The sequence below is a fragment of the Streptomyces dengpaensis genome (genome assembly GCF_002946835.1).
In the GTDB taxonomy this organism is placed as follows: Bacteria; Actinomycetota; Actinomycetes; order Streptomycetales; family Streptomycetaceae; genus Streptomyces; species Streptomyces dengpaensis.
Window position 1 is genome coordinate 8,204,575 of record NZ_CP026652.1, and the last position, 11,536, is coordinate 8,216,110.

At 70.7% G+C, this 11,536-nt stretch carries 13 protein-coding genes; 8 read left to right on the forward strand and 5 right to left on the reverse strand.

Annotated elements, in window-relative coordinates:
• Positions 1-161 precede the first annotated feature (161 nt).
• The 4 genes from C4B68_RS38280 (at position 162) to C4B68_RS38295 (ending at position 3,836) form a co-directional block, all read left to right on the forward strand.
• Positions 162-494 (forward strand): hypothetical protein, encoded by a 333-nt coding sequence (locus C4B68_RS38280; protein ID WP_099506299.1) that lies wholly within the window; start codon positions 162-164, stop codon positions 492-494.
• Positions 495-634: 140 nt separating this feature from the next.
• Complete coding sequence (locus C4B68_RS38285; protein WP_099506298.1) at positions 635-1,288, forward strand: TetR/AcrR family transcriptional regulator; 654 nt, start codon at positions 635-637, stop codon at positions 1,286-1,288.
• Positions 1,285-2,979 carry an acyl-CoA dehydrogenase family protein gene (locus C4B68_RS38290; protein ID WP_099506297.1) on the forward strand — a complete coding sequence of 565 codons (1,695 nt, stop codon included), beginning with the start codon at positions 1,285-1,287 and terminating at the stop codon, positions 2,977-2,979. The genes C4B68_RS38285 and C4B68_RS38290 overlap by 4 nt, the downstream gene beginning before the upstream one ends.
• Before the next feature lie 65 nt (positions 2,980-3,044).
• Positions 3,045-3,836, forward strand: coding sequence for a thioesterase family protein (locus tag C4B68_RS38295; RefSeq protein ID WP_099506296.1), 792 nt, complete (start codon positions 3,045-3,047; stop codon positions 3,834-3,836).
• A 592-nt stretch (positions 3,837-4,428) separates the two neighbouring features.
• Here the strand turns inward: C4B68_RS38295 and C4B68_RS38300 are convergent.
• Entirely contained in the window at positions 4,429-5,112 is a 684-nt protein-coding gene (locus C4B68_RS38300; RefSeq protein ID WP_099506312.1) for an MBL fold metallo-hydrolase, read from the reverse strand.
• Between the two features lie 480 nt (positions 5,113-5,592).
• On the opposite strand from C4B68_RS38300, the gene C4B68_RS38310 reads away from it, so the two are divergent.
• From C4B68_RS38310 to C4B68_RS45020, 3 genes are all read left to right on the forward strand, one after another.
• The gene (locus C4B68_RS38310) at positions 5,593-6,687 is read left to right on the forward strand and encodes a baeRF2 domain-containing protein (RefSeq protein ID WP_099506295.1); all 1,095 of its coding nucleotides are present in this window, start codon (positions 5,593-5,595) and stop codon (positions 6,685-6,687) included.
• A 309-nt stretch (positions 6,688-6,996) separates the two neighbouring features.
• Positions 6,997-7,302 (forward strand): Ku protein, encoded by a 306-nt coding sequence (locus C4B68_RS38315; protein WP_441349334.1) that lies wholly within the window; start codon positions 6,997-6,999, stop codon positions 7,300-7,302.
• Complete coding sequence (locus C4B68_RS45020) at positions 7,280-7,489, forward strand: Ku protein (RefSeq protein ID WP_441349333.1); 210 nt, start codon at positions 7,280-7,282, stop codon at positions 7,487-7,489. Before C4B68_RS38315 ends, C4B68_RS45020 begins: the two co-directional genes overlap by 23 nt.
• A 136-nt stretch (positions 7,490-7,625) precedes the next feature.
• Here C4B68_RS45020 and grpE read toward each other — a convergent pair whose 3' ends face one another.
• Positions 7,626-8,201 (reverse strand): nucleotide exchange factor GrpE, encoded by a 576-nt coding sequence (gene grpE / locus C4B68_RS38320; RefSeq protein WP_099506294.1) that lies wholly within the window; start codon positions 8,199-8,201, stop codon positions 7,626-7,628.
• A 394-nt stretch (positions 8,202-8,595) separates the two neighbouring features.
• Positions 8,596-8,730: a hypothetical protein gene (locus C4B68_RS44235; protein WP_257217532.1), complete on the reverse strand. Its 135-nt coding sequence runs from the start codon at positions 8,728-8,730 to the stop codon at positions 8,596-8,598.
• 185 nt (positions 8,731-8,915) lie between these two features.
• Here C4B68_RS44235 and C4B68_RS38325 point away from each other — a divergent pair, with 185 nt between their 5' ends.
• Entirely contained in the window at positions 8,916-9,758 is an 843-nt protein-coding gene (locus tag C4B68_RS38325; RefSeq protein WP_099506293.1) for a hypothetical protein, read from the forward strand.
• A 107-nt stretch (positions 9,759-9,865) separates the two neighbouring features.
• On the opposite strand, the gene C4B68_RS38330 is transcribed toward C4B68_RS38325, so the two are convergent.
• On the reverse strand, positions 9,866-10,639 hold the full coding sequence (locus tag C4B68_RS38330) for an SDR family oxidoreductase (RefSeq protein ID WP_099506292.1): 774 nt from the start codon (positions 10,637-10,639) through the stop codon (positions 9,866-9,868).
• Entirely contained in the window at positions 10,639-11,532 is an 894-nt protein-coding gene (locus tag C4B68_RS38335; RefSeq protein ID WP_099506291.1) for a dihydrodipicolinate synthase family protein, read from the reverse strand. The genes C4B68_RS38330 and C4B68_RS38335 overlap by 1 nt, the downstream gene beginning before the upstream one ends.
• Positions 11,533-11,536 lie beyond the last annotated feature (4 nt).

Genomic DNA, 11,536 nt, shown 5'->3' on the forward strand with positions numbered 1-11,536 from the left:
ATCGCAGATCATCGAGGACTGCACGCTGACCGAACGCGTCACCGAGCGTCTCACCGACCGGCAGGCGGCGGACGTCGTCCGCTGCCGTCTGGACCGGAAGTACTGTCTCAGTCTCGAACTGCATGATCCGGGCTCTGACTTCACGGTCCTGAGCTAATTCCGTGACCGGGTGGCCGAAGGCGACTGCGCGGACCGGCTTTTGGTGCTGTTCGTGGGCTGGCTTGCAGAGGCTGGGCCGGTCAAGCGACGGGGCGGATCCGCGCGATCTCGAGGCCCACTACGGGGGGAAGGTCACCGCGGACGGCCAGCGCGACTGGATCGGTGATCGCGCTCACCAGACGGAGACCTGCGATGAGACGAGCCCGAACGTCATCGTTCAGGTCGTCACCCGCCCGGCATCGCAGCAGGACATCGATGACCTCGACGGCATTCACAAACAACTGGCCAGGGCTATCAGCGCCTCGAGCACGTCGTCGACGGCGGCTACGCCGTAGACGAGGGCTACCTCGTCGCCGGTTTACGGACGGTGCCGTCCGGCATGGCACTGAGATGGATGCCGCTCCTGATCGTTGTGTGACACCTCTGGAGGTGATATCAGTGGTGACGCAACATATGAATCGGGGTTCAGAGCATCATGGCCTATCGATCCACGGCCCGTACAGAGGCGAAACGGCTTGCCCATCGCGAGCGGCTGCTGGAGGCCGCGCGCGGTCTGCTGGCCGAGGGCGGCTACGCCGCGGCCAGCGTCTCCGCGCTTGCCGAGCGGGCGGGGGTGGCCACCGGCAGCGTCTACAACCACTTCGCGTCCAAGCAGGAACTGCTCGCAGCGGTCTTCCGGCACATCGCCGGGCACGAGCTTGCCGCCGTACGAGAGGCGGTACACGCCGAGAGCGGCGCGGCGGAGCAGCTGCGGGCCCTGGTCGAGGCCTTCTCGTACCGGGCCCTGCGAGCACGCCGGACCGCCTGGGCGATGATCGCCGAACCGGTCGATCCGCTCGTCGAGGCCGAGCGTCTGACCTACCGGCGTGGCTATCACGCCCTGGCCGAGGAGACCATCGCGGCCGGCATCGCCTCCGGTGAACTTCCCCCGCAGGACGCCCGGTTGTCGGCGGCCGCCGTGACCGGGGCGATCAGCGAGGCGCTTCTCGGCCCGCTCTCACCGGTCAGCGAGCAGACCGAACCCGAGCCGGTGGTCGAGGCCATCGCCGCACTGTCCCTGCGGGCGGTCGGCGCCGCCGACAGACCCGATCAGCAGCACACCGACCATCAGAGAGGGCTCCCGTCATGACGGTGACCGAATTCCCGGCCGGTATCCGGCCCGCACAGCACCGGACGCATGACGTGGTCAACCAGGCACCACGCCGGGTCGACATCGACGAGTACGGCACGAATCAGCCCCTCATGGAGGGCGTACGGCAGTACGGGGCGGCCTGGCACGATCGGGAGCTGCACGAGATCGGCGCGCTGGTCGGCTCGGAGAAGTTCCAGAGCTGGGCGGAGTCGGCCCACACCTCCCCGCCCGAGCTGCGCACGCACGACCGGTACGGCAACCGGGTCGACGAGGTCGACTTCCACCCCGCCTACCACGACGTACTCGGCGCGGCCGTGCGCCATGGCGCGCACACCTCGGGCTGGGCCGACCCCAAGCCCGGCGGTGCCGTGGCACGGGCGGCGACGTTCATGCTGTTCGCCCAGATCGAGCCGGGCCACGCCTGCCCGACATCGATGGCGCACGCCGTGGTCCCGGTCCTCCAGCGCGACCCGGAGGTGGGCCGGGACTGGCTGCCGGGCCTGCTCAGCCGCTCCTACGACCCGCGCATGATCGCGCCGGGCCTGAAGTCGGGTCTCATGTTCGGCATGGGGATGACGGAGAAGCAGGGCGGCTCCGACGTACGGGCCAACACCACCGTGGCGGCACCCGTGCTCTCCGACCCGGACGGCCGGGTCCATCTGCTCACCGGCCACAAGTGGTTCTTCTCCGCCCCGCAGTCCGACGCCTTCCTCGTCCTGGCCCAGGCCGATGCTGGGCTGACCTGCTTCCTCGTGCCCCGCGTGCTGCCCGACGGCACCCGCAACACCATCGGTATCCAGCGGCTGAAGAACAAACTGGGGAACAAGTCGAACGCCTCCTCCGAGGTGGAGTTCGACGGCACCTGGGCGCAGCGGATCGGTGAGCCGGGCCGTGGCGTGCCCACCATCATCGAGATGGTCAACCACACGCGCCTCGACTGTGTGCTCGGGACCACCGCGGGCATGCGTCAGTCCTTGTCCGAGGCCGTCTGGCACGCCCGGCACCGCCGCGCTTTCGGGGCCCGCCTGACCGAACAGCCGGCCATGACGGCGGTCCTGGCCGACCTGGCATTGGAGACCGAGGCCGCCACCTGGACCGCGCTGCGCCTTGCGCACGCGTACGAGGCCGGCAGCGGCGAGTCCGAGGCGATGTTCCGGCGGCTGGCCACCGCGGTGTCCAAGTACTGGATCTGCAAGCGCGGCCCTCAGCACGCCTACGAGGCGCTGGAGTGTCTGGGCGGCAACGGCTACACGGAGGACTGGCCGCTGGCCCGCCGCTACCGCGAACAGCCCCTGCTGGCCGTGTGGGAAGGGTCCGGCAACGTCATCGCGCTCGACGTGCTGCGAGGCATCGCCAAGACGCCGCAGTCGCTGGACGCCTTCTGGGCCGAACTGGAACAGACGGCCGGAATCCACGCCGTGCTCGACACACACCTGCGCCGCGTACGGCAGGAGCTGTCACGGGATCTGCGTGACCCGGTCGCCGCACAGACCCGCGCCCGCGCCACGGTCGAGGGCATGGCACTGGCCCTCCAGTCCTCGCTGATGCTCCGGCACGCGCCCGCCCCCATGGCGGAGGCGTTCATCGCTGCGCGACTCGGCGAGGGCCGCGGACATCACTACGGCATCCTGCCGCATGGCACCGACGCCGCCGCGATCGTGGAACGCCACGCCGCGGACAGCATCTGACAGAACCCGAAGGTCCGGCTCCAGTACCCGGGTTATGCGGGGCTACACAGAAAAGGCGGCTGGTCATGTCAGAGCCCGAGGCGTTCTTCGAGCGGCTCTCCGAGAACCGATTCGCACCCACCGAAGGCACCCGGGGTCCCTGGGATCCCGGCGCTCAGCACGCGGGCCCGCCCGCCGCACTCCTGGGCCGTGCCGTCACCGAGCGCCCCGGGGGCCGCACCGACATGCGTGTCTCCAGGATCACGTACGAGATCCTGCGTCCGGTCCCGATCCGCCCGCTGCAGACGTCGACCCAGGTAGTGCGCGCCGGGCGGAACGTCGAACTCGTCGAGGCCACGCTGACACCCGACGGCGGCGAGCCGGTGATGCTGGCCAGGGCGCTGCGTATCAGAACGGCCACGGAGCCGGGCCCCGTGGTCAGCCAGGGGCCGCTCGTGGCGCCGCCCGGCGATGGCGGCAGCGGGAGGTTCTTCCCCGTTCCGTGGGACATCGGCTACCACACCTCGATGGACTGGCGGTTCACCGCGGGCGCATTCACCGAACGCGGCCCCGCGACGTGCTGGATGCGCATGCGCATACCGCTCATCGCGGGCGATGAACCGCAGCCGCTGGACCGGGTCCTGGTGGCCGCCGACTCCGGAAACGGCGTCAGTAACGTACTCGACCCAGCCCGGCACCTCTTCGTCAACGCCGACCTGACGGTCCATCTGCACCGGTACCCGGTCGGCGAGTGGGTGTGCCTCGACGCCCGTACGAGTGTGGACTCGGGCGGTGTCGGACTCGCCGACACGCAACTGCACGACGAGAAGGGACCCATCGGGCGGAGTGCGCAAAGCCTGTACGTCGCGCCGCGCTGACACCGCGGGCCTGTGCCCAGGACGGAGCGAGTGTCTCGTCCGGAGGCGAGTAGCCTGGTCAGGCAGTGCACGGTCCTGGATATCCGCGACCCGTCAGGGGAGTGCGGGGAGTTCGCCCTTGCCGAGCCGGTCCCGGAGGATGAACTTCTGGGTCTGCGTGCCGAGGCGCCGCGATGGTCACCGGCTTCCTGCGACGTTCCGGCGGCGCCGCCCATTCCGAAGACGAGGCTGCGGTCAAGCATCTGTGCCGAACGGCTGTCTCTGCACTTGGAAGCCCCGCCTGAACGGGGCACTCGTTCGCCGCAGCACGACCCGGCGCGACCCTGATCCCGTCCCTCGAACAGCCACGCGCGGTACGTGCGGTGAAGGCGTGCCGCGTGTTGGCCCGCACCTGGTTCGGATCATGGTCGAGCGTGCCCCCCCACGGCGGTCACCTCGCGACCTGCGTCGACGCGCGCCTCCAACCCAGCCCGCACCACACCTGGCACCTGCACTTCGCCGACGCCGGCCACCCCAGAAGCCACTGCCCGGCCTTCCTCACGCCAGACCGGAAACCGCGGCACGTCGACGCGTCAGCGCCGCATGGTGCGCATCAACCACACTGTGCGGGCAGCAGTGAGTACGTGCGCCCCGCGCGCCCCCACTCGCCCCACTCCGGCTTCAGTCCGGCGTCCATCGCGCGCAAGCACGGCCGCCCAATGTGGGCGTAGACCAGGCGCCGCACCTGGTGCCGCTCAGCCTCTCGGCCAACCTCCCGGACGTGGGCGTAGACCAGGCGCCGCACCTGGTGCCGCTCAGCCTCTCGGCCAACCTCCCGGACGTGAGCGTGGCCGCCGACCCCGCCTCGGAACCGGATCCGCCGATCCCAGCCGGCTGCCTCCGCGAACATCAGGTCCGCGCCCATCGCCCAGGACGGGAACTCCCAGAACTCCGGCGCCCAAACGGCCACGACACCGTCGGCCTCGATCCTGTAGCCGCAGGTCGGGTGCGAGGTGTGCGCGACCGAACACGCACGGATCACCAGTTCGCCCCATTCACAGTCGGCTCTTCGGGCCTCGAGGCCACGGTCTGCCGCCATCCTTTGCAGGGCGGAGCGGAGTTCGGCCTGCTCGTCGGTTACCAGCCACGCGTCCAGGCGCGGAGGCGGATCGGCCCCAGGGCCCGCGTCGAATGCGATCCGGCGGCCGCGGTAGCGCACCAGCAGGCCGGCGGGTGCGCATCGCGGCGAGTTCATCGCGCCCACGCCCAGCAGCGTCATTCGCAGGTGCCACGCCACCGCGCTCACCTCCCGGCCGGGACCCGTACCAGACGCCTGCCCGTTTGCGGCCCCGACGTCCCCGGCGGCCCGGAGGGGCGCCCGAAAGCGAGCGGCATTCCCAGCGTCCATCGCCCTCCCGGCCGTGTTACCCGGCACCAGCCGGGTACCCCGCCTTGGCGAGGGCCCGATGCCGTCCACCGCGCCGAGACAGGGAGTCACCATGGGCACCCCTCCCGTCGATCCCGTACCACCCAGCCCCACACCGGCACCCGGACCGGGTCCCGGACCGCAACCAGGCCCTGTGCCCGGCCCTGTGCCTGCTCCCGGCGGACCGGATCCCGTGCCGCCTGCGCCGCCACAGCCCGAACCCGATCCCCAGCCGCCGCCCGCCCCGCGGCCCGATCCACATCCTCAGCCCGGCCCGGTGCCGGGGCCTGTACCGGCACCGGAACCCGTCACCCGGCAGGGTGCCGCCGAAGCGCACTCCGGGAGGAAGCCGTGAAGCTGCGATTCCTCAACCCGCTGTACGAACGCCCCGGCCCCGTCGCCTCCGTGTACCTCGACACATCCCGTGATATCGAGGAACCCGACCGGGCCATCCAGCTGCGTTGGCGGAACCTGCGGGACAGCCTGCGTGCCCACGACACCGACCAGACCACCGTCGACGCCATCGCCCACGTCATCGGAACCGACCGCGACGTGGCCGGGCCGCACGGCCAGGCGATCTTCGCCGCGCACGGGCGCCTGCTCCTGGCCGAGGTCCTGCCCGAACCGCCCGCTCACGACACCGCCAGGTACGGCATGCTCCCCGATACACTGCCGCTCGCTCTCCAGCACGTTCCGGAGCTCGGCTACGCGGTCGTCGTTGTCCACCGCGTGCACAGCGCGGACGCCGATGGCGGCGAGGACGAGCTCGAGGTCGGCTATGAGACCGGCAGCTGGCCGATGAGCCGGGTCGCGTCCCACAGCCCTCCCGCTCGCCGGATACCGGTGGAAGGCTGGCCCAAGGAAGCCGAGCAGCTCATCGGTGAACTGGCGGACGGCGTGGACAGCTTCGGTAGGGAGGCGATCGTCCTGTCCGGCGACCCGTGGGCCACCAACGCCCTCACCCGGCTCGCCCCCAGGAAACTGCAGGACCACTTCGTCAGGCTCAAGGACAGCGGCCACTGGCGACCGGAGCCCGGCCGGGCACTTCTGGAGGCCGGGCTGGCCACTTTGTTCGCCGACAGGTTGCCCGAGCGCGACCGGCAGCAGCTGGACACCTTCCGCGCCCAGCGCGCCCGTCATCGGGACGGCGTCGAAGGCGTCGCCGCCACCGTCGCCGTCCTGCAGCGCGCCCAGGCCCAGGCTCTGATCCTCAACCAACCGGTGTCCATCGCCCGACCTCTGTGGGTGGGCAGCGAGCCGACCCACATCGCGCTCTCGGGCGCGGACCTGAATGCTTTCGGCCTGAACTACTACTGGGAGGAGCCCCCCGGTTCCGCGCTGATCCGCGCGGCAGTCGGCACACGGGCAGAGCTGATCGCCGTGCACCGGGACGAACTGCCTCTGGAGGACGGCCTCGCGGTACTTCTCCGCTACTCCGGCACCTGACCCGCCGCTGACAGGCGCTCGGCCGGGGTGCCTCCTGCGTTGCGAGTTTCGGCACTGACCACCGTGCCGCGTCTTTGGCCGCTTTCCCCGATCGGGCGCCCGCAGCCCCCGCTTCCGGGGGTTCGCGAGGCAACAGGCGCAGGCCGTCTTGATGGAACAGCCGTGGCCACGTCGTACCCATGTCGCTCCGGGAGGGCGGAACTGCAGGCCGTGAGGAACCGACGGCAGTGAGTGCCGCGGCCGGTCACGGCACGGTCGGAATGCGATCAGCGCGGAACGAGCGTGCGATGGAGACAGGAGGTGAGGGTCATGGCGCCGCCGGTGTGGAGTGGTGCTCTGACGTTCGGGCTGGTCTCCGTACCGGTTCAGCTCTTCACTACGACGGAAAGCCACACGATTCACTTCCACCAGCTTCAGCGCGGCACGTCGGACCGTGTGCGCAACAGGCGGGTGAATGAGCGCACGGGCGAGGAGGTGCCGCTCGACGAGATCGTCAAAGGCTTCGACACCGGCGAGGAGTACGTCCTCGTCGAGCCCGGCGAACTGGAGGACATCGCCCCCGGCCGCTCCCAGTCCCTGGAGATCAGCGGATTTGTGGAGCTCGACGAAGTTTGATCCGATCTTCTTCGACAGGACGTACTACCTGGGCCCCAAGGGCAAGGAGTACGTGAAGGTCTACTCCGTGCTCCAGCAGGCCCTGTCTCGTGCCGGCAAAGCCGGGATCGCCACCTTCGTCATGCGCAACCACGAGTACCTGGTCGCCGTGAAGGCCGAAGCAGGCGCCGCCGCCAACGCAGCCTGACAACAATGCACGATCCGTGCAAGCACGTGCGGCCCGGCAGAGCCGTGGTAGGAGGCGAACTGTGGCCCGTCCGTCTCTTTCCGCCTTCTCGGCGAGTGGAGGGTGCAGTGCACCATGTGGCACTGCAGTGGTCACGTCAAGACCGCCAGCTGCCCCGATCTTCGTGCCCTGCGCGCGTGAGGCTGGGGCAGTCGCTGCCTCCTGCTGCGTCGTATCGGGGTTCTTCTCGGCCGTGCGTGAGTGGGTTCCCCGCGGGTGGAGGCGGCCCGGTGACCTCCACGTAGGCCGGACGCACGAGGAGGTCGCCGAGCCGGTACCCGGCACGCAGGATCTCCGTGCAGATGAGCTGGTCGGCGTCCGGGGCGACGTGGTGGGTCACGGCCTCGTGACGGGCTGGGTCGAACGGGTCGCCCTCCTCGCCGAACGCCACGAGCCCCAGCGAGCCGAGCTGGGCCTGAAGGGTGTCGGTGATGTCCTCCAGACCCGGGGTCATCGGCTCGTGCGCGCACGTGCGGTCGACGGCGTCCAGCACGGGCAGCAGGGCCTGCAGGACGTTGGCCACCGCGATCTCGCGCACGGCCATACGATCCCGGTGCACCCGCTTGCGGTAGTTGTCGTACTCGGCCTTCACTCGCTGCAGGTCGGCCGTGCGCTCCTCCAGCAAACGCTGCAGCTGTGTGAGGTCCGTCTTCTGCAGCCGGCCCTTGTCCATCGTCAGCCCGCCTCCGGTTGTCGTCGTCGACGATCTCGGCGTCCACCACTTCTTCGTCCGAGGAGGTGGCAGAGGATGTGCCCGCGCCGGAGGGCGCCTGGGCGCTGTGTCTCGTACGTCGACCGCACCCGCCCGTAGCGTTTCGCCGTGACGGCGTTCCCCGGGGTGTCGGGCCACAGTTCCCTCCTTCCGGCGGCGGAAGGCCGGGATGATCGCCCGTGGTCGAGGATGCTCCACCGACCGCTACGAGCTGGGTTGGAACCATGTTGCCTACAAAGCTTCAATAAAACCTAAGTCCAAGTGTTGCGAGCGTGCCACCGCTGGGCGTCACCGTCGCCGTGGAACCGGGGGCCGAACCGACGCCGCTCCTCCGCCTGAAACAGCCCGACCGCTCTCAGGACGTGGCGAACACCCGCTCCGCGAATGGGGCGATCTGCTGCCCGCTGAGGTGCTGGGCGATGTCCCCCTTGCCGATCATGCTGACCAGCCGCTTGTCCTCGATCCTCGCTCGCACAGAGGGCCGCGGCATGGCGGTGTGCATCCTCCGCAGTCCGCCAGACGGCTACAGCAGTGGGACGTTCTGCGGTCGGCACATGCAGCTGGGGTTGCACAGCGGCCATGTACACCTGTGTGCCCCTGTGTGGCGAACATTCCGGGGCGAAGCAGGCGATACATGATGGAGGTACAGATGTCTTCTGCGAGGAGGAGTACGGCATGGCGGGGTCGGGCTCTGGCGGTACCGGGCGTGTGGCGGGCGGCAAGTCGCGGTTCGACGACATCTATGACCGGCCGGACCCTCGCGCATACTTCACGCGGCTGGCCCCGCTGGAGTACGAGATCCCGCACCAAGCGCAGCCGGTCTTCCGGCAGGTCGCCGCGGAACGGGCCGCGCTGGACGACGGCCACTCCCGCAGGCCGGCGGTGCTGGACGTGTGCTGCTCGTACGGGATCAATGCCGCGCTGCTCAACCACGACGTGACGCTGGCGGAGATGTACGAGCGGTACACGTCCCCGGATTGCCAGAAGATGTCGACGGCGGAACTCGCGGCACGGGACAAGGAGTTCTATGCCGAGCGGCGCCGACCGGATGCCCTGCCGGTGTTCGGCCTCGACGTCGCGGGCCTCGCCGTGCACTACGCACTGGAGGTGGGGCTCCTGGACGCCGCCTTCACCGACGACCTGGAACAGGGCTCACCCAGCCCCAGGCTGAGGCGCGCGCTCGCCGAGGTCGGCCTCATCACACTGACTGGCGGCGGCAGCTATATCACCGCCCGCACGCTGACGGCACTGCTGGACGGCGCCCGGAGACCGGTATGGGTCAGTGCTTTCGTGCTGCGGACAGTTTCGTACCACCCGATCGTCCAGGCATTGGCCGCACACGGTCTGAGCACCACCGTCGATGTCGCCCGCACGTATCCCCAGCGCCTCTTCACCGACGAGCGGGAACAGGAGTATGCGATCGTGGCGGTACGGGCGTTGGGCGGCGACCCTACCGGGCGCGAGGAAAACGGTCGTTTCCACAGCCTGCACTATGAGTCCCGACCCGACACACGGTGACAGCCCGGGGCCCGAGGAATCATGGCTGGAGGCCGTTTCGGGGAAGGGCGACAGAAACAGCCCGTCGACGCCGACCTCGACGAGATCTTCGCGGCGTGCGGTGGCGTTCACAGGCTGCGGACCAGGCCGCCGTCGCAGCGCAGCGCGGTTCCGGTGACGTACGACGCGGGGGCGCCGCAGAGGAAGGCGGCGGCCGCGCCGAACTCGGCGGGGGTGCCGTACCGTCCGGCGGGGATCGCGGCCTGCGAGGCTGCCTCGACCTCGGCGACCGGGCGCTGTTCGCGTTCGGCCCGCGCGGCGTCCAGCGCCGCCACCCGAGCGGTGGCGATCCGGCCGGGCAGCAGCAGGTTGACCGTGACTCCGTCCGCCGCCACCTCGGCCGCGAGGGTCTTCAGATAGGCGGCCAGGGCGGCCCGTCCGGCGTTGGAGAGCACCAGCCCGGGCAGCGGCTCGGCGATCCCGCTGGAGCCGATGGCCAGGATGCGGCCCCACCCGCGCCGGCGCATCGCGGGCAAGGCCAGCGCCACCAGCCGCTGCTGGGCCAGCAGCAACGCGTCCACGGCGGCGGCGAGGTCGCCGCTGTCCAGGTCGGCGGCGGTGCCGGGCCGCGGGCCGGGTCCGTTGAGGACCAGGATGTCGGGATCGCCGTACGCCTCCCGCGCCGCCTCGACCAGTGCCTGCGGCCCGTCCGGGTCGGTGAGGTCGACCTGGACGCCGACCGCGTCCGGCAGCCCGGCGGCGATCTCCTTGGCGAGGCCGCCGCGCCGCCCGGCCACCACGACCGAGGCGCCCTCGGCGGCCAGCGCCTCGGCGACCGCCCGGCCCAGACCGCCGGTGGAGGCGGCGACCACGGCGACCCGGCCGCGGATGCCGAGGTCCATCAGCGCACCTCCTTGGGCAGTGCGGCGAGGTGCCGCTCCAGCTGCGGGACCAGGGCCTCGGGCAGCTGCGCGGCCGGCGGCCGGACGCCCGACTCCGTGATCAGACCGCGCCGCCGGATGGCCTCCTTGCGCAGCGCCAGCCCGATCCCGGCCTGTGCCTCGAAGTTGACCAGCGGCAGGTACGGCAGATAGGCCTCCCGGGCCGCGTCGTAGCCCCCGCTGCGCCAGGCCTGGACGCAGGCGATCAGGCCCTCGGGGCAGGAGAAGCCGGTCATCGCCCCGGCGGCGCCGGCCGCCAGTTCGTCGAGCAGGCCCAGCCCGCCCAGGCCGCCGAAGACCGGGACGTCGAGTTCGGCGGTGAGCCTGGCGACGGCCGCCGGGGTGGGCGGCGCCTCGGCCTTCACCGCGACCGCCGAGGGGACCGCGCGGACGGCGCGGACCAGGTCGGCGGTGCGGATGGCGACCTGGCTGGTCTCCGGGTAGTCCTGGACCACGATCCCGGCGCCGGTGGCGTCGTGGACCGCGTTGAGGTGGGCCGCGACCACCTGCGGATCGGGCGAGTTGACCTGCACCATCAGCCCGGCGAGGCGGTCCCCGGCCATCTCGCGGACGAGCCGGGCCTCCTCCAGCACCGGTGCGGTGGCAAGTCCGGTGACCCCGACGACCAGCGGCAGGCCGACCGTGTCGACCACCGTCTCCAGCACCGCCCGGCGCTCCTCGGCGGAGAGCCGGGCGGCCTCGCCGAAGACCCCGAGCACGGTCAGACCGGTGGTGCCGATCCGCGCGTAGTGCTCCACCAGCCGGGCCAGGCTGGGCTCGTCCACCTCCAGGGCGGAGCCGAGGAAGGGCGTGGCGACCACGCCCCACACTCCGGGTGCGAGTTTCTCGGGCATCAGT